The sequence below is a fragment of the Spirosoma knui genome (assembly GCF_054780635.1).
The window spans coordinates 22,707-40,293 of record NZ_BAAGVY010000017.1; the positions used below are offsets into that span (position 1 = coordinate 22,707).

The window sequence follows — 17,587 nt, forward strand, 5'->3', positions numbered from 1 at the left end:
TCGGTTCGGGCTATGGCTCATGCACAAACTCCTAAGTTATGTTTAATACATTCATTAAGCGGCCACTTCTCTCAACGGTCATCTCGGTATTGATCGTTCTGCTGGGCGTACTGGCGCTGACCAGCCTGCCCGTCACGCAGTTCCCGGATATTGTGCCGCCTTCGGTAACGGTGACCACGAAATACACCGGTGCCAGTGCCGATGTGAGCGTAAAAGCCGTAGCCACCCCACTCGAACGGGCAATCAATGGTGTACCCGACATGACCTACATGACGTCGATTTCGGGGAACGACGGCACAACACTCATTCAGGTGTTTTTTAAAGTTGGCACCGATCCTGATCTGGCGGCTGTGAACGTGCAGAACCGTGTAACGACCGTACTCGATGAGTTGCCCGAAGAGGTAATCAAAGCGGGGGTAGTTACGGAAAAAGAGGTGAACAGTATGCTGCTGTACCTCAATATCATCAGCGACGACCCAACCGTCGACGAAAAATTCATTTACAACTTCGCCGACATTAACGTACTGGCCGAGCTGAAACGGATCGACGGCGTTGGGTTTGCCGCGATCATGGGTAACCGCGATTACTCGATGCGGGTGTGGCTCAAACCCGACCGCATGACGGTATACGAAATATCGGCCGAAGAAGTGATTGCCGGTATCCGGAAACAGAACGTAGAAGCCGCCCCCGGTAAAGCCGGTGAAAGCTCGGGCAGCGACCCGAACGTGCTGCAATACGTGCTGCGCTACACGGGTAAATTCTTCGAGCCCGCTCAATACGAAAACATTGTGCTGCGCATCAACCCCGATGGGTCGCTGCTGCGGCTGAAAGACGTAGCCGACGTTGAATTCGGCTCGGTAAGCTACGAGGTTCTCTCGAAAACGGACGGACGGCCCTCGGCGGCTATCATGCTTAAGCAGCGGCCAGGCTCCAACGCCAGCGACGTAATTGCCAACGTGAAAAAGCGGATGGTGGAGTTGAAAGCCACGTCGTTTCCGCCGGGCATGACGTACAACTACGCCTACGACGTATCGCGCTTCCTCGACGCGTCGATTCACGAAGTAATCCGGACCCTGATCGAAGCCTTCGTGCTGGTGTTCATTATCGTGTTCCTGTTTTTGCAGGATTGGCGGTCTACGCTGATCTGTGCCCTGGCGGTACCCGTGGCGCTGGTCGGTACGTTCGCGTTCATGAATATGATCGGGTTCTCGATCAACCTGCTCACTCTATTTGCACTCGTACTGGCCATTGGTATTGTGGTCGATAACGCGATCGTGGTCGTCGAAGCCGTGCACGCCAAAATGGAAGAATCGGCGGGGCCAGATGGTCCGCTTTCGCCCCGCGCGGCCACGTTCGCAGCCATGGGCGATATTGCCGGCGCTATCGTCGCCATTACGCTTGTGATGTCGGCGGTGTTCGTACCAGTCGCGTTCATGGACGGTCCGGTGGGTATTTTCTACCGGCAGTTCTCACTGACGCTGGCCATTTCGATTGTCATTTCGGGGGTCAACGCCCTGACGCTTACGCCTGCGTTGTGTGCGCTGCTGCTACGTCCTATTCACCACGATGGCGAGACGAAAGGCGTTCTGGGGCGTTTCTTCGCCAGTTTTAACCGGGGCTACGAATCGCTGGCTTCCAAATACCAGGGACTGCTGCGTCGGATTGTTAACCGCGGTGTGGTTACCTGGGGGCTGTTGCTGCTGTTCGTACTCGGCACCTGGGGCGTTAGTACCATCCTGCCGGGCGGCTTCATTCCAACCGAAGACCAGGGCATGATTTACGTGAACGTAACGACACCTGTAGGCGCAACCGTCGACCGGACCGAGAAAGTACTGGATGCCATCGAAGCGGTAGCGTCGAAGCAGGAATCCGTCGAGAACGTATCGACGCTGGCCGGTTTTAGTCTGCTTACCGATGGGGCCGGTGCTACGTATGGTATGGGCATGATCAACCTCAAGCACTGGGATGAGCGCAAAACCACCATGCGGGAACTGATCGAAACGCTGGAAAAAGAAACCAAACACATCACCGACGCCAGTATCCAATTTTTCCCACCCCCGACTGTACCGGGTTTTGGTAACTCCAGCGGTTTCGAGCTTCGGATGCTGGACCGGAGCCGCAGTGGTGATCTCACCAAAACGGCCAAGGTCGCGCAGGACTTTATTGCAGCTCTGAAAAAACGCCCTGAAATCGGCGATGCCTTCACCAGTTTTGACCCGAGTTTCCCGCAGTACCTGCTACACGTCGATCAGGAAAAAGCGGCCCAGAAAGGCGTATCCATCGATAACGCCATGAGTACGCTGCAAACCCTGATGGGTAGCTACTACGCGTCGAACTTTATCCGGTTCGGGCAGATGTATAAAGTCATGGTGCAGGCCGCGCCCAGCTACCGGGCCAAACCCGAAGATGTCCTGAATATGCGCGTGAAGAACGAGCAGGGCGAAATGGTGCCTTACTCCAATTTCGTGCGGCTCGAACGCGTGTACGGTCCCGAGCAGATAACCCGCTACAACATGTACACCTCAGCCATGATCAACGGCGATGCGAAACCGGGTTACAGTAGTGGCGATGCCATTCGGGCTATCCAGGAGGTTGCCGAGAAGCAGCTACCGAAAGGCTATGGCTACGAGTGGTCGGGTATGACGCGCGAAGAAGTGTTGTCAGGTGATCAGGCCATCTACATTTTCGCCATCTGTCTGGTATTCGTATACCTGCTGCTTGTTGCGCAGTACGAGAGTCTGTTCCTGCCCCTACCGGTGCTGCTGTCGCTGCCCACCGGGGTGTTTGGCTCGTTTTTGTTCCTGCAAATGCTGGGGCTGCAAAACAACATCTACGCGCAGGTATCGCTGGTCATGCTCATTGGTCTGCTGGGTAAAAACGCCATTTTGATTGTGGAGTTTGCCAACCAGCGGCAGAAAGAAGGTTTACCGATTATCGAAGCTGCGCTGGAAGGGGCCGTGTCCCGTCTTCGCCCGATCCTGATGACCTCGTTCGCCTTTATTGCCGGTCTTATCCCGCTCTGTATTGCGTCGGGAGCCGGAGCCATGGGGAACCGCTCGATCGGGACAGCCGCGGCCGGAGGGATGCTCACGGGTACGCTGTTCGGACTGATTCTGATTCCAGGCTTGTACGTCTTCTTCGCTAAACTGGCCCAGCGGTTCCAGGCGAAACAGACTCAAGACGACGAACCAAAGCCACACGGCTCACCCAAGAACCCGGTTGACCAGGTTCAACTATCCAACCAACCTCACGTAAATGGCACGATCGTTCATTCATAAATCAATAAGGTTTTCGTTCTATAGTATTGCGGCTCTGCTGCTGCTAAACAGTTGTCAGGTGCCCAGCACCCTGCTTTCGCCCACGACGCGGCCCATGCCGGTTTCATTTGCCGGTCAGACCGACTCAGCGAGCATTGCCAATCAAAACTGGCGCACATTTTTTGCCGACCCCAACCTGGTGCAGTTAATCGACACGGCGCTGGCGGGTAATCTGGATTTACGCATTGCGACCCAACGGATTGAGCAGGCACGTGCCACGTTCGAGTACAGCCGGGGCTTCCTAGCTCCGCAAATCAACGCGGTAGCCTCGGCGGGCGTCGATCGGTACGGACGTAACACGTTGAACGGGGTGGGTAATTTCGACACGAACCTGTCGCCGAATATCCGGGATGATCTGAGGATTCCGAACCCAACGCCCGAGTTTTTCCTTGGTGCCCGCAGTACCTGGGAGATTGACATCTGGGGCAAGCTCCGAAACCGACGCAAGGCGGCTTATCTCCGCTTCCTGGCCTCCGAAAAAGGGCGTCATGCGGTCATTACGTCGCTGGTGTCTGAAGTGGCGCGGTATTATTACGTCCTGCTGGCTTTGGATGGCGAGCTGGAGATCATTCAGGAAAACATTGACTATCAGCAAAATGCTCTAAATCTGGTTCGTATCCAGAAACAGGCCGGTCGGGTTACTGAATTGGCCGTTCAGCAGTTTTCGGCTCAGTTATTAAACACCCAAAGTCGGCGGGGTCAGATCCAGCAGCAGATTGTTGAAGCCGAGAATCAACTGAACCGGCTGATCGGCCGTTTTCCCCAGCCGATTCAACGGGGTCAGTCGTTAGAGCAGCGTGAATTACCCGGTCAGGTTATAGCAGGTCTTCCAACGCAGATGCTCGTTCGCAGGCCCGACATCCGGCAGGCTGAGCTTGAGTTGCAGGCGGCTAACGTAGACGTAGACGTAGTGCGAGCCGAATTTTTACCAAGCCTGAACCTGTCGGCGTATGCGGGTCTGAACTCGTTCCGGATTTCTACGCTGGCCAATCCCGCATCTATTGCAGCTGGTCTGTTGGGCGGTCTGTCGGCACCGGTCTTCAACCGGCGCTTTCTGAAGGCAAACTACCGGGGAACGGTTGCTCAGAGCCGCGAAGCATTCTTTCGCTACAGCCAGACGATTCAGACCAGTTTCAGTGAAGTAGCGACCAGTTTGCGCGGTGTTGAAAACTACCGCCAGGTGGCGGAGCTACAGGCGCAGGAAGTAAACGTGCTCCGACAGGCCGTAACCACGTCGAATGATTTGTTTGCCAGTGGATACGCGTCTTATCTCGAAGTGATTACCGCACAACGTAGCGTATTGGAAGCCGAACTGGCATTGATAAATACCAAACGGGCTCAGTTCCTGTCCCTGACCGATCTGTACCGGTCGTTGGGCGGGGGCTGGAATTAGCGTACTTTTTTTGATGGGCTATGAATATCGAAACGGCTGTAGCCACTTGGCTCAGTCGTTTTTTAATGCCCTGCTCCGGCGGTGGAGTGTGTTATAAGCGTGGGGTTAGTCGTGGTTGCCGGACCTGGTTTAAACCTATTGTAGATCTGAGCGTTTGGTTAAAGACGCTGATTGAGATTTCGCGCGACGTGCGTGGCCACAACTACTGCCCTTCGTTACGCTCAGCAGGTGTCGAGCACTACCAACCCGGCCACTCGACGCAGCCTTATCCTGAACGAGCGGCCGGTACGTATCAACAGTCCATACAACAGGCTTATGCAACAATTTGATGTAATTGTGATTGGTACAGGTTCAGCGGGAAGCAACGCTGCCGACGAACTCAGAAAAGCGGGGAAAACCGTTGCCATTATTGATAAACTACCCTTCGGTGGTACGTGCTCACAACGGGGCTGCGACCCAAAAAAGATTCTGGCGGGCGCGGCTGAAGTGGTGGCCCGATCCACGCATATGCGCGAGAAGGGAATTGTTGCCGAAGCGAAGATCGACTGGCCAGCGCTGATCAGGTACAAGCAAACGTTTACCGATCCGATACCTGCCCGAACGGAAGAGAAGTTTAGCGAAGAAGGGATTACAGCTTTTCACGGAGCTGCCCGGTTTTTGTCGCCAGACACGGTGCAGGTCGGCGACACCCGCTTGCAGGCCAGCCATATTGTTATCGCCACGGGCGCGTACCCGGCTCCGCTGGATATACCTGGCGAAGAACTCCTGATCGACAGCACCGGCTTCATGGACTTGATGCAGTTGCCGGATGAGATTGTTATGGTGGGGGGTGGCTACATTGCGTTCGAGTTTGCGCACATTGCCGCCCGCGCTGGCGCTAAGGTCACCATTGTTCATCAGGGCGAACGGCCGCTGAACGGGTTCGACCCCGACCTGGTGGGGCTTTTGGTACAAGCCACCGAAGCGATGGGCATTCGGATTCTGTTACAGGCTAAAGTTACCGGAGTTTCTGGCGAGCCAGGGGCGCTATCTGTCGAGTTGGCGCAGCAGGAGAAAACGCGCACGATTCCGGCCAAGCTGGTTGTCCATGCTGCTGGGCGTCCCGCCGACCTCCGGGATTTAGCGCTCGATCAGGCCGGTGTGGCATGTAGTGACAAGGGGATTACCGTTAATTCATTTTTACAGAGTGTGTCGAATCCGGCCGTTTACGCCTGTGGGGATGTAGCCGACCGGGGTTTACCGTTGACTCCCGTAGCCTCCCGGGAAGGCGAACTTGTAGCCAGCAATATTCTGCACAAAAACAACCAGGAGTTCACGGATGCCGTTGTGCCATCTGCGGTATTTACCTGGCCGGTCTTAGCTGCTGTTGGCTTATCCGAAGCAGCCGCCAACGAGTCAGGCCGTAACATACGGATTGCCTATAAAGAAACAACGGACTGGTACGAGTCGCGCCGGATCAACGAGCCCGCATCCGGTTTCAAATTGTTGTTGGATGACGATACCGGCATACTGGTCGGCGCTCACCTGTTGGGGACTGGCAGCGACGAACTGATCAACGTACTGACCTTGGCCATCCGGCATTCCATACCCATAAAGGCACTCAGCGATACGTTCTTTGCGTACCCCAGTCACGCGTCGGGCTTGTCGTCAATGATGGCCGAATTTTAGCGGGCGTTACCTGACCACGTTACGTGCCCGGAGTCACCAGATTCTTGCTCTACTGGTGTCCGGGACCAAGTGCCGTTACAGGTTAATGCAGACCGTTTAGCTGAGCGATACAAGCCCGCTCATTCAGGCTGATACTTTTATTTATCTCCTGTATAGGGAAACCATATAAAACCGTTCCGTCAGTTTTATTAGCTAAAGCCGCTTATTCGTGGTTAAGCAGTTTGTTCACTATCACGTTCTATACGATTATGGGAAACTTACTGTACACCATCGCGGTGATTCTGATTATCATCTGGTTATTGGGCTTTTTAGGCTTTAACAGCTTCGGCCTGGGTGGGTTAATCCACGTTTTATTGGTCATCGCCGTTATCGCTGTCATTTTACGGCTCATTCAGGGGCGGGGCGTTTAACGCTTGCCTGTTCTTTTGAAACGCCTGATAAGCTGCACACCTTATCAGGCGTTTTGTCGTATAATCCATCAGCATAACGTTACGTAATAACCAGTCATCTCCAGCTAATGGCGGCTTGAAAAGAGTAATTGATGGGATTTGGCTGCTTCTAGTGGAGAGTTGCTGCTAAGTCTGCGGATGCTATCGGATCAGCGCTCGTTTACTAGATTTACTAACCTTTTCTTCTGCCTAACGCCCATGAAGGCTGCTTCCCTGTTACTGTTCGTTTGTCTGTTGATTTTCGCTCCGTCCTTCTCGTATCCCGACCCAAACACCCGGAAACCCGGCATCGAAAAAGAAGTATTCGGTTTGTTTCCCGACGGTCGTGAGGCCCATTTGTTTACCCTTCGGAACGTGGCTGGCATGGAGGTAAAGATTACCAATTATGGCGGCTATATTGTGGAGTGGCTCGCTCCCGACAAAACCGGCAAGGTCGAAAATATTGTGCTGGGCGTACCCACCTTTGCCGACTATCTGAAAGGCACCCCTAGCTTTGGTCCGATCATCGGCCGCTTCGGCAACCGCATTGGCGGCAGCAAATTTACCCTCGACGGCAAAGAGTACACGCTGGCCAGCAACAATGGCAAAAATCACATCCACGGTGGTCGCGTTGGCTTCGACAAAAAGCTGTGGACAGCGACTCCGGTTAGCGGCAACGAACCCGCCCTGAAGCTACAATATACCTCGCCCGATGGCGAAGAAGGCTATCCCGGCACGCTCAACGTAGTAGTAACGTATACGTTACAAAAAGACAATGCGTTACGTATCGATTACAGCGCTACGACGGACAAAGCCACCGTCTTAAACCTCACGAATCACGCTTATTTTAACCTGGGTGGCATGAAGCGCGACATTCTGGATCATGTCGTGATGATCAACGCCGACAAATTTCTGCCGACTGATCCGACGCAGATTCCGACGGGTGAGTTAAAGCCTGTGGCCGGTACGGTGTTTGATTTCAGAAAGCCAATGCCGGTCGGTATGCGTATCAACGATACCACCGATACGCAGATTCGCTATGGACATGGCTACGACCATTGCTGGGTATTTGCTGACAACTCCAATAAACTGAAGTTAGGGGCTACCGTACTGGACCCGGCGAGCGGCCGGTTTATGGAAATGTTCACCACCGAACCGTCCGTACAGATGTACACGGCCAACCACCTGAACGGCCGCGTCAAGGGCAAAGAAGGGGTTGCCTTTACCCGTCGATACGGTCTCTGCCTGGAAACACAACACTTCCCCGACTCGCCGAATCACCCCGAATTTCCGACGACAACCCTCCGCCCCGGCGATACGTACCGCAGCACGACGGTTTATAAGCTGTCGGTTAAAAAGTAAGTAGCATGTTACTGATAAATAGTGCTGACGCACAGAATTAAGCTTGTCTTAAAGTAGGTTCTCTAACTAACGAGACATTTATAGTATCGATACTTTAATCAAATTCATGAAAAAAGTAACCGGAATAGGCGGCATCTTCTTTAAATGCGATGATCCACAAAAGACGAAAGACTGGTACGCTCAACATCTGGGATTACCTATAGATGAGTATGGCACCACCTTCAAATGGCGCGATGCGAATGATCCAAGCAAAGAAGGATCGACCGCTTGGGGCGCTTTTGATAAAAACACCAATTACTTTGAGCCATCCAAAAAGGACTTCATGATCAATTACCGTGTCGAAAATCTCGAAGAACTGGTGGAGCAACTCAAAAGCAACGGTGTAACTGTGATAGACGAAATAGCCGTCTACGATTACGGAAAATTTGTCCATATACTCGATCCTGAAGGCAACAGTATTGAGCTTTGGGAGGATGTTAGTTAGCTCTACACCTCGTTTTAAGCCAAAATTGGCTTCACAACTTGACTAGCTATATCTGTTAAGCGATATCGTCGGCCTTCAAAGTTAACAGCTCATAATCCACGCCTAGTAAGTGCAAAATAATGGCCTATAAGCCACACATCCGTACTGGATCATGGGTGATGTTATAGTCAAACTTACCTGTTTCACCCAGCGTAAAACCTTTCTTGATGATATTATGGGGAAGGATCATTCCGCCGACTGATTAACGTCATATTTGCCCCGGCTGCCATGCTGTTACTTTGTATCAACAATTACAAACAACGACAATCATGGCAACGCTCACACATTCGTCTTCTGCTTATACCACCGACTCAAACTGGCTAAGTATCTACAAAAATTTCGCTGAGAAAGCCGAGTTTAACCGTTTTGGCTGGGCATGTACGGCCGTTGCCATTCAGGGTTGTGTGCTATCTCCCGTTCTGCTCCTTACGCTGTCGTATCTGGGTGGTGGCGACTGGCAGTTCTTAACCAGTATGCTTTGCTTCCTGCTGGTGCTGGTTCCGGTGCTGTCAGCGATGCCGGCGAAAGTCATCTTCCCGACCTTTGCGATTAGCTTCGTTATTCACTTAGCGATGATCCTTCTGAACGTATTATAGCGTTTTGGCGACTGATAGCTAATGAGTTAGAGTACACTTAAGACAATCACTTCATTCGCAACGTAATGCTGACGCGCGTCCTCGTAACGACGGATCGCGCGTCAGCATTTTATTCACAACTCCCGTTAATTTACAATAGTCCGCCCCGGTGGACTATTTTTCGTACGCACTAAGTCATTGAGATCGCCAGATTTTAACCGTTATTTTCAGTAGCGCATGACAGAGCTTTAGCTTTGCTTAACTTTTGCTTTTGTTGATATACTGCTGATTATGCACCGTACCGTATACTATTTGTTCTTGTTGATTATTAGCTCTTCTTGTACAAGAGAGAAGCCTGCCTACCAAAGCCAGCCCGATGCAGTACGAGACTTACTGATTGATCGAATCGTATGGACACCCAAAGCGGTTCCCAACAAACCAGGTATTCGGCTTAATGAGCACCAGTTTTCCATTACCAATACGTCCAACGAGCATAGCTATCATCGAATACAGATCCGTTTCGACTACTATGACGCACAATACCATCGAATCAGTACTAAACGACATGTGCTTGCTCAATCGGTCAAAGCCGGGTCGGCGGTTGCCATTCCACCCATTCAGACAGGTACCACTGATCCATTAACCAAGTCGGCTACGGTTCGCATTGAGCAAGCTGTATCGGATTAGCCACCTCGCTAAAACTACGGTAAGTAGTTACATCAACTTCTCTTAGGTGGTATCACACCGTCTGCGAGAAGAGTTGCGTTTTGGGCTGCGCGTAGTTTAACCGCTCGTCGAAGGCCATACAGATATTGCGCAAGAACGGTCGGCCTTCTGGATACACGCGTAACCCTTCGGCGTCGTACTCCAGTAGCCCATCCAGTCGGAACTCTTCCAGTCGTTCGCTCAGTGCCGCCCATTCCGATCTCGACCAGTTGCTTAAATGCCAATGGGTTTCGCCCTGGCACATGATGTTCAGGATTTGCCGACGCAGAAACGCATCCTGATCATCGAGTACGTGGCCGCGAAATACGGGAAGCTCACCCGCCAGAGCCTGACTGATGTAGGCGTCTACGTTTTTTTCATTCTGTGCGAAAGCCGACCATACATCGCTAATCGATGACGCGCCTAAGCCAAGCAGTACACGCGTCTGAGTCGTGGTATAGCCCATAAAATTGCGGTGCAACGTACCGTTTTGAAGGGCTTTATAAAGTGAGTCGTGCGGCAGCGCAAAATGATCCATCCCGATTTCAACGTAACCCGCTCCCTCCAACAACTCCCTGCCAGTTTCGTACAGCACCCGCTTCTGCTCGCCCGATGGCAAGTCCTGATCCTGGAAGCCGCGCTGGCCGTTTCCTTTGATCCAGGGCACATGGGCATACGAGTAGAACGCGATGCGGTCGGGACGTAACAGCAGTGTCCGGATCACCGTATCTTCGATCGAGTCTGGCGTCTGAAACGGTAATCCAAACACCAGGTCATGACTAATGGAAGTGTACCCAATCTCGCGGGCCCAGTCTGTCACCTGCTGTACGTGTTCAAACGGTTGAACTCGGTGAATGGCTTTCTGGACAACCGGATCGTAGTCCTGCACACCGAAGCTAACGCGCCGGAAGCCAAAATCATACAGCGTTTGCAGGTGTTCGCGCGTGGTATTGTTCGGATGGCCCTCCCAACCAAAATCGGGTTCACTCGTCGCAACGGGGTCAGCCCGGTGAAAGATTCCGGCCAGTAGTCGGTGAAGCTGTTCGGGCGCAAAAAAACTTGGTGTTCCGCCACCCAAATGAAGTTCGGCAATCCGTGGCCGTTCGGGCAACAGATCACAGTACGTGTTCCATTCGGCTAGCACCGCCTGTATATACGGCGCTTCTACGTCGTGGTTACGCGTAATACGTTTGTTACAGCCGCAAAACGTACACAGGCTCTCGCAATATGGTAGGTGAATGTACAGGCTGATGCCATCTGTGGTGTTCGTGGCCGTGAAGACCCGCTTAAGATTGCTGATCCAGGCGTTCTGGCTAAACGTGCTGTCGTCCCAGAAAGGAACCGTGGGGTAACTGGTATACCGGGGGCCCGGAACATTGTATTTCTGAATGAGCGAATTCATAGCTGATACGTCGCCAGGTTCTCAATCTCGTACGTGTTTTGCCCTGGATATCTGACGGACAAAGATGCGCCAACTTACCGGAGCGTTCCCTGACGAGTCTCATCCGACGAACTGACGATTGTCAAGGTTTACGAAGACGCGTAGCGCCAATTTGCCGCAAATTTCAACGCCATGTCTACGGCTACAATCACCTCAACCAGTTGCTACCACTGCGGTAACGACTGCACTGAACACGACATTACGTTCGACACCCGGCATTTCTGCTGCGACGGGTGTAAAACCGTGTATCAGATTCTCAACGAAAATCAACTCTGCCAATACTACAACCTCAACGCGCAGCCTGGTCGCCGGAATACTGATACGTCGGAATCGACAAAAAAATCGTCGTCGCGGCTGGCGTTCCTGGATTTGCCGGAAGTTCAGCAGCAGCTGGTCGAGTTTTCCAACGACACTACCACATCCGTCACGTTCTACATTCCCACCATTCACTGTAGTTCGTGTCTGTGGTTGCTGGAACACCTGTACAAGCTTAACCCGGCCATCAACCAATCGCGGGTCGATTTCCTGAAAAAGCAGATGCATCTAACCTTCGCACATACGCAAGTATCGCTACGGGAGGTGGTCGAACTGCTGACCTCGCTGGGCTATGAGCCGCTCATCAGCCTCAACGACGTGGTTAAAGAGCAGCAAAAACCCACGTATCGACCGTTGCTTTACCGGCTGGCGGTTGCAGGCTTCTGTGCGGGCAACATCATGCTCTTCAGCTTTCCGGAATACCTGGGCCTCGACGATCCGGCCTTCAAGCACTGGTTCGGCGTGATCAATCTGGTGCTGGCAACGCCCGTGGTGTTCTACTCAGGATCGGGCTATTTTGAATCCGTCTGGCGCAGCCTCCGCCGGGGAATTATCAATATTGACTTTCCCATTCTGCTGGGTATTCTGGTCGCTTACATCCGAGGAACGTATGAAGTATTTGCCCTCGATGGGGCCGGGTATTACGATTCCGTGTCGGGCCTGATTTTCTTTTTGCTTTGCGGCAAATGGTTTCAGCAGCGGACCTATGATTTCCTGTCGTTCGAACGCGATTATAAATCTTATTTCCCCTTAGCCGTCATGCGCCTGGGGCGTGGGGCTGAGGGTGTAGGGCAAACGATTAAAAGCACTGAAACAAAATTTGTAGCAGATTACCCCAATCTCCAACCCCCAAGCCCCAAGCCCGACGCTGAAACGCCCGTACCCGTAACGAGTTTGCGTAAAGGCGATCACATTCGGATTCGCCACGGAGAATTGATTCCGGCCGACGGGCTGCTTTTCCGGGGTGATGCGCTCATCGACTATTCGTTCGTAACGGGCGAGTCGGAGCCCGAACGTAAAGAGCCCGGCGCGTTGCTGTACGCTGGTGGACGTCAGATGGGCGAAGCGATTGACATAGAAGTCGTTCGGGAGACGTCACAGAGTTATTTAACCCAACTCTGGAACAACGACACCTTTCGAAAGACCGTTACGAGCCATTTTACAACCTTTGCCGATTACGTCGGTAAGTATTTCACAATCACGGTCTTAACGGTGGCAACTCTGACGGGGCTGTTCTGGTACGGCTATCGCCATGACCCCGCTACGGCCGTTAATGCCTTTACCGCCGTCTTGATCGTGGCTTGTCCGTGCGTACTTTCGCTGTCGTACCCGGTGGCGCTGGGGCATGGCTTACGGCTGCTTGGCAAACGCAAGTTTTACCTCCGAAACGCGGATGTGATCGAGCAGATGGCCGCCTGTGATACGTTGGTGCTTGATAAGACGGGTACGCTTACGACGACATCCAGCAGCACCGTAACCGAACGGTTTGCTCAGCCCTTAACCGACTACGAACGGCTCCTCATTGCCTCGCTGGCCAAACAATCGGCCCACCCACTCAGCCGCAAACTAGCGAATCATTTGTCCAGTGCCCTAACGCTACCCATCGACGATTTTTCGGAAGTTACCGGTAACGGTATCCGTGGCCTAGTTGATGACTGGCCTATTACGTTAGGCGCCAAATCCTTTGTTGTCCCGGAGCACACGTCGACCGTACCAGAAAATGAACCGTGGAGCGGTGGAGGTGAAGTTCACGTCAGGATTGGTCGATCGTACCGGGGGAGTTTTTGCTTTCCAAATCAGTACCGGGCGGGCATCGAAGCCATGCTGACTGACCTAACCACTACGTATACACTGCATTTGCTATCGGGCGATAACGACGCAGCCAAACCCAAGCTCACTCGCTGGTTTGGTGATCGTATGGTCTTTGAATGCAGTCCGCAGCAAAAATTAGACGTCGTTCGCCAGCTCCAGGCCGAAGGTCACCGTGTACTCATGGTCGGCGATGGGCTGAACGATGCCGGAGCCTTGAAACAAGCCGATGTTGGCATTGCCATCACCGACGATACAGTTCAGTTTACGCCCACCAGCGACGGGATTCTGGAAGCGCAATCGTTACGTGAGCTGCCGAACTTTTTACGCTTCAGCCGTTTTGGCATGCGGCTGATCCGGTTCAGCTTCTGCATATCGCTGCTGTACAATTTCGTCGGCTTATCCTACGCCTTAACCGGAGCGCTTTCGCCCATTGTTGCGGCTATTCTGATGTCCCTCAGTTCAACCACCATGGTACTCATCGCCACGCTGGGCATGCGACTCCGCAGTCGCCATTTCCTGTCAAATACTTAGTCGCCCCCCCTGCGCAGGGGGGTAGGCTTTATTTTCACTGTTCACTTATATTCATGCTTATCATCCTCTGTTTTTTTGCTGCCCACTGGTACTTATCCATCTTCACACAAACGTTTTTTCTGCATCGCTATGCCGCTCATGGCATGTTTACGATGAGTCCGCGCTGGGAGAAGTTCTTCTACGTTCTTACGTTTATTGGTCAGGGTTCTTCTTTCCTCAGCCCACGGGCGTATGGCATTATGCACCGGCTACACCACGCGCATGCCGATACGGAGCATGACCCCCACTCACCCTCCTACTCGAATGGTCTCTTCGACATGATGTGGAAAACACGCCAGTTCTACAACGACATTGTGAACAACCGCGACCACATTGCGGCTAAATTCAAGAAAGGTGTACCGAACTGGACGTTCATGGAATGGCTGGGTGACCGCTGGCCAGTACGTATTGCCTGGGGTGTAGCATATACTCTTGTGTACATCTATTTTGCGCCGTCCGCCTGGTTCTTTGCCTTGCTGCCGATCCACTTTTTAATGGGTCCCATTCACGGGGCTATCATTAACTGGTACGCCCACCGCTACGGGTACGTCAACTTCCCCGTCGATGATACGGCCAAAAACTTGCTCCCGTTCGATTTTCTGATGATGGGCGAATCGTACCATAACAACCACCACAAGTTTGGCGGCCGGGCTAACTTCGGCGGTTTTCGCTGGCACGAGTTTGATCCAACCTATCCGATTATCCGCTTGCTGAACCGCCTGAACGTAATCCGGCTAAAGGCCAATAATGACTTGAAATACATGTAAGCGGCTACAACCATTACGTCGCTACTCGACACAAGAAGTAGTTCTCCACCTCCGTGGCCTGTGTCCTCACAGGCCACTCATACATCAGCAAAACCCAGGCGGTTAAGGGGTCTGTGGGGACACAGACCCTGGAGGTTTACTATGCCAGCCATTCCCTTACTTCACCGACTAAACATAAGCTGGCTGCGGGCGTGATTTTAATCACCTGAGCACCTGACTCACCTCATGCATCGCCGATTGCAATCGTTGCAATTTTGAATTGTCAAACTACAAGCGGCTATGTATATCATCTTCTTCATGATTGGGATCAGCTTACTGATGGCGCTGGGCTTTTTAGGGGCCTTCGTCTGGTCGATGCGGACTGGTCAGCAGGATGATCTGTATACGCCTTCTATGCGCATGCTGCTCGACGATGATCGGCAATCCTCAACGGAAACTGACGTAAATACCCATTAATTTTTTTGTACTCGTTCGCCATGAATGTTTCGCTTAGTCAATCTGCTACGCTCATTTCGCCAGACAGGGCTGCCATTGGGCAACAACCGCCGGGAGGCCAAAATCCGGTAGAGCGCTTCGCTTATGATAACAAGATCGTCCGCGACTTCGGTATCGCCACCATCATCTGGGGAGTTATCGGTATGCTCGTCGGGGTGCTTGTCGCCAGTCAGCTGTTCGCCCCAGCCGCCAACCTCGGCAACCAATACACGACATTTGGCCGGATTCGACCGCTGCACACCAACGCCGTCATTTTCGCCTTTGTCGGCAACGCCATCTTTATGGGTGTGTATTACTCGTTGCAACGCCTTTGTAAGGCCCGAATGTTCAGTGACCTGCTCAGCAAAATTCACTTCTGGGGCTGGCAGCTAGTCATTTTATCCGCCGTGCTGACCCTGCCGCTGGGCATCACAACCTCACACGAATACGCGGAACTGGAGTGGCCGATCGACATTGCCATTACGTTGATCTGGGTTGTATTCGGTATAAATATGTTCGGTACCATCATTAAACGTCGGGAACGTCACCTTTACGTAGCCATCTGGTTCTTCATTGCTACGTTCGTTACGGTTGCCGTGCTGCACATCATCAACTCGGTTCAGATGCCGGTAACTTTCTTTAAAAGCTATTACCTCTACGCCGGGGTGCAGGATGCGCTCGTGCAGTGGTGGTATGGTCACAACGCGGTCGCCTTCTTCCTGACGACACCTTACCTGGGCATGATGTATTACTTCCTGCCGAAGATGGCCAACCGCCCGGTGTACTCCTACAAGCTGTCAATTCTGCACTTCTGGGCTCTGATTTTCATCTATATCTGGGCCGGTCCGCACCACCTGTTGTATAGTTCGCTACCCGACTGGGCCCAATCGCTGGGTGTTGTGTTCTCGATTATGCTCATTGCTCCATCGTGGGGGGGTATGATCAACGGGCTGCTGACGCTACGGGGTGCATGGGATAAAGTTCGCGAAGACACCATTCTAAAGTTTATGGTCGTCGGCCTGACGTCCTACGGTATGGCTACCTTCGAAGGGCCTCTGCTGTCGCTCAAGAACGTAAACGCCATTGCGCACTTTACGGACTGGATCGTAGCCCACGTACACGTAGGGGCGCTCGGCTGGAACGGCTTCCTGACCTTCGCCATTCTGTACTGGCTGATCCCACGCATGTACCACACGCCGTTGTTCTCGAAGAAGATGATGAACATTCACTTCTGGATTGGCACGATGGGCATCCTGTTCTATGCCGTTCCGATGTATATCTCAGGCTTTACGCAGGGCATGATGTGGAAAGAGTTTACGGCCGAAGGCGTCTTGAAATACCCAAGCTTCCTCGAAACCACGCTGCAAATTTTGCCGATGCACATGATGCGGGCGCTGGGCGGTGCGCTGTACCTGAGCGGTGCCATTCTGATGGCGTACAACCTCTTCAAAACGATGGCAGCCGGTTCGCTGGTGGCCAATGAACCCGCCGAAGCACCGGCCTTAACCAAAGCCTATACCCCAGCCGGTTCCGATACGTACTGGCACCGCTGGTTTGAGCGCAAGCCGATGCCACTGCTGGTTGGCTCACTGGTTGTGATTCTGATCGGTTCGCTGGTGGAGTTAGTGCCCACGTTCATGGTTAAATCGAACGTACAGACCATTGCCTCGGTGCAGCCCTATACTGCGCTGGAACTGGAAGGACGGGATTTGTACATCCGCGAAGGTTGCGTAAACTGCCACAGCCAGATGGTTCGTCCGTTCCGCTCTGAAACCGAACGGTATGGCGAGTATTCGAAAGCCGGCGAGTTCGTCTACGATCACCCGTTCCTGTGGGGCTCGAAACGAACCGGTCCCGATCTGCACCGCGAAGGGGGTAAGTACCCTGACTCCTGGCACTACCACCACATGCGCGACCCAGCGTCGATGTCGCCCGGTTCGATCATGCCCGCTTACCCCTGGCTGCTAGAGCAGAAACTGGACGTAGCAAACACGGAAGCCAAAATGAAGACGCTCAAAAAAGTGGGCGTTCCGTACGATGACTCCGCCATTTCGTACGCCAACGAAGACCTGAAGAAGCAAGCCGACGAAGTTAGTGGACGCCTGGCGAAAGAAGGCCTCAAGGTTGACTCGGACCGTGAGATCGTGGCGCTCATCGCTTACCTGCAACGGCTAGGCACGGATATTAAGAAAATGGAAACAGCACAAAAATAAGATGTGAGGAGAGAGAAGCGAGGA

General features: G+C 52.9%; 14 protein-coding genes. 13 read left to right on the forward strand and 1 reads right to left on the reverse strand.

Annotation, left to right across the window (positions count from 1 at the left end; all coding sequences use genetic code 11):
- Nucleotides 1-38: 38 nt before the first annotated feature.
- From ACYVIY_RS25685 to ACYVIY_RS25725, 9 genes are all read left to right on the forward strand, one after another.
- Nucleotides 39-3,278 carry an efflux RND transporter permease subunit gene (locus tag ACYVIY_RS25685; protein WP_460979404.1) on the forward strand — a complete coding sequence of 1,080 codons (3,240 nt, stop codon included), beginning with the start codon at nt 39-41 and terminating at the stop codon, nt 3,276-3,278.
- Nucleotides 3,256-4,710 carry a TolC family protein gene (locus ACYVIY_RS25690; RefSeq protein ID WP_460979405.1) on the forward strand — a complete coding sequence of 485 codons (1,455 nt, stop codon included), beginning with the start codon at nt 3,256-3,258 and terminating at the stop codon, nt 4,708-4,710. Before ACYVIY_RS25685 ends, ACYVIY_RS25690 begins: the two co-directional genes overlap by 23 nt.
- A gap of 20 nt (nt 4,711-4,730) precedes the next feature.
- Nucleotides 4,731-5,039: a hypothetical protein gene (locus ACYVIY_RS25695; protein WP_460979406.1), complete on the forward strand. Its 309-nt coding sequence runs from the start codon at nt 4,731-4,733 to the stop codon at nt 5,037-5,039.
- On the forward strand, nt 5,026-6,378 hold the full coding sequence (locus ACYVIY_RS25700; protein WP_460979407.1) for a dihydrolipoyl dehydrogenase family protein: 1,353 nt from the start codon (nt 5,026-5,028) through the stop codon (nt 6,376-6,378). Before ACYVIY_RS25695 ends, ACYVIY_RS25700 begins: the two co-directional genes overlap by 14 nt.
- 248 nt (nt 6,379-6,626) lie before the next feature.
- The gene (locus ACYVIY_RS25705) at nt 6,627-6,788 is read left to right on the forward strand and encodes a lmo0937 family membrane protein (RefSeq protein WP_460979408.1); all 162 of its coding nucleotides are present in this window, start codon (nt 6,627-6,629) and stop codon (nt 6,786-6,788) included.
- Between the two features lie 237 nt (nt 6,789-7,025).
- Nucleotides 7,026-8,168 (forward strand): aldose epimerase family protein, encoded by a 1,143-nt coding sequence (locus tag ACYVIY_RS25710; RefSeq protein WP_460979409.1) that lies wholly within the window; start codon nt 7,026-7,028, stop codon nt 8,166-8,168.
- Between the two features lie 106 nt (nt 8,169-8,274).
- A complete protein-coding gene (locus ACYVIY_RS25715) occupies nt 8,275-8,652 on the forward strand; it encodes a VOC family protein (RefSeq protein WP_460979410.1) in 378 nt (125 codons plus the stop codon).
- Nucleotides 8,653-8,960: 308 nt separating this feature from the next.
- Nucleotides 8,961-9,287, forward strand: a complete 327-nt coding sequence (locus tag ACYVIY_RS25720) for a hypothetical protein (protein WP_460979411.1) — start codon at nt 8,961-8,963, stop codon at nt 9,285-9,287.
- Nucleotides 9,288-9,557: 270 nt separating this feature from the next.
- Entirely contained in the window at nt 9,558-9,953 is a 396-nt protein-coding gene (locus ACYVIY_RS25725) for a hypothetical protein (RefSeq protein WP_460979412.1), read from the forward strand.
- A 52-nt stretch (nt 9,954-10,005) separates the two neighbouring features.
- On the opposite strand, the gene hemN is transcribed toward ACYVIY_RS25725, so the two are convergent.
- A complete protein-coding gene (gene hemN / locus ACYVIY_RS25730) occupies nt 10,006-11,373 on the reverse strand; it encodes an oxygen-independent coproporphyrinogen III oxidase (RefSeq protein ID WP_460979414.1) in 1,368 nt (455 codons plus the stop codon).
- A 171-nt stretch (nt 11,374-11,544) separates the two neighbouring features.
- On the opposite strand from hemN, the gene ACYVIY_RS25735 reads away from it, so the two are divergent.
- The 4 genes from ACYVIY_RS25735 to ccoN all read left to right on the forward strand — a co-directional run bounded on the left by ACYVIY_RS25735 (nt 11,545) and on the right by ccoN (nt 17,563).
- Complete coding sequence (locus tag ACYVIY_RS25735; RefSeq protein ID WP_460979416.1) at nt 11,545-14,070, forward strand: heavy metal translocating P-type ATPase; 2,526 nt, start codon at nt 11,545-11,547, stop codon at nt 14,068-14,070.
- A gap of 53 nt (nt 14,071-14,123) precedes the next feature.
- On the forward strand, nt 14,124-14,876 hold the full coding sequence (locus ACYVIY_RS25740; protein WP_460979417.1) for an acyl-CoA desaturase: 753 nt from the start codon (nt 14,124-14,126) through the stop codon (nt 14,874-14,876).
- A gap of 279 nt (nt 14,877-15,155) precedes the next feature.
- On the forward strand, nt 15,156-15,332 hold the full coding sequence (gene ccoS / locus ACYVIY_RS25745; protein WP_460979419.1) for a cbb3-type cytochrome oxidase assembly protein CcoS: 177 nt from the start codon (nt 15,156-15,158) through the stop codon (nt 15,330-15,332).
- Nucleotides 15,333-15,352: 20 nt separating this feature from the next.
- Entirely contained in the window at nt 15,353-17,563 is a 2,211-nt protein-coding gene (ccoN, locus tag ACYVIY_RS25750; RefSeq protein ID WP_460979421.1) for a cytochrome-c oxidase, cbb3-type subunit I, read from the forward strand.
- The last annotated feature ends 24 nt before the right edge of the window (nt 17,564-17,587 follow it).

What these genes read in the sequence shown, in the direction of transcription:
- ACYVIY_RS25705 (WP_460979408.1), top strand. Translation starts at nt 6,627, where the DNA reads ATGGGAAACTTACTGTACACCATCGCGGTGATTCTGATTATCATCTGG.
- ACYVIY_RS25710 (WP_460979409.1), top strand. Translation starts at nt 7,026, where the DNA reads ATGAAGGCTGCTTCCCTGTTACTGTTCGTTTGTCTGTTGATTTTCGCT.
- ACYVIY_RS25700 (WP_460979407.1), top strand. Translation starts at nt 5,026, where the DNA reads ATGCAACAATTTGATGTAATTGTGATTGGTACAGGTTCAGCGGGAAGC.
- ACYVIY_RS25735 (WP_460979416.1), top strand. Translation starts at nt 11,545, where the DNA reads ATGTCTACGGCTACAATCACCTCAACCAGTTGCTACCACTGCGGTAAC.
- ACYVIY_RS25725 (WP_460979412.1), top strand. Translation starts at nt 9,558, where the DNA reads ATGCACCGTACCGTATACTATTTGTTCTTGTTGATTATTAGCTCTTCT.
- ACYVIY_RS25695 (WP_460979406.1), top strand. Translation starts at nt 4,731, where the DNA reads ATGAATATCGAAACGGCTGTAGCCACTTGGCTCAGTCGTTTTTTAATG.
- ACYVIY_RS25685 (WP_460979404.1), top strand. Translation starts at nt 39, where the DNA reads ATGTTTAATACATTCATTAAGCGGCCACTTCTCTCAACGGTCATCTCG.
- ACYVIY_RS25715 (WP_460979410.1), top strand. Translation starts at nt 8,275, where the DNA reads ATGAAAAAAGTAACCGGAATAGGCGGCATCTTCTTTAAATGCGATGAT.
- hemN (WP_460979414.1), bottom strand. Translation starts at nt 11,373, where the DNA reads ATGAATTCGCTCATTCAGAAATACAATGTTCCGGGCCCCCGGTATACC.
- ACYVIY_RS25690 (WP_460979405.1), top strand. Translation starts at nt 3,256, where the DNA reads ATGGCACGATCGTTCATTCATAAATCAATAAGGTTTTCGTTCTATAGT.
- ACYVIY_RS25720 (WP_460979411.1), top strand. Translation starts at nt 8,961, where the DNA reads ATGGCAACGCTCACACATTCGTCTTCTGCTTATACCACCGACTCAAAC.
- ccoN (WP_460979421.1), top strand. Translation starts at nt 15,353, where the DNA reads ATGAATGTTTCGCTTAGTCAATCTGCTACGCTCATTTCGCCAGACAGG.
- ccoS (WP_460979419.1), top strand. Translation starts at nt 15,156, where the DNA reads ATGTATATCATCTTCTTCATGATTGGGATCAGCTTACTGATGGCGCTG.
- ACYVIY_RS25740 (WP_460979417.1), top strand. Translation starts at nt 14,124, where the DNA reads ATGCTTATCATCCTCTGTTTTTTTGCTGCCCACTGGTACTTATCCATC.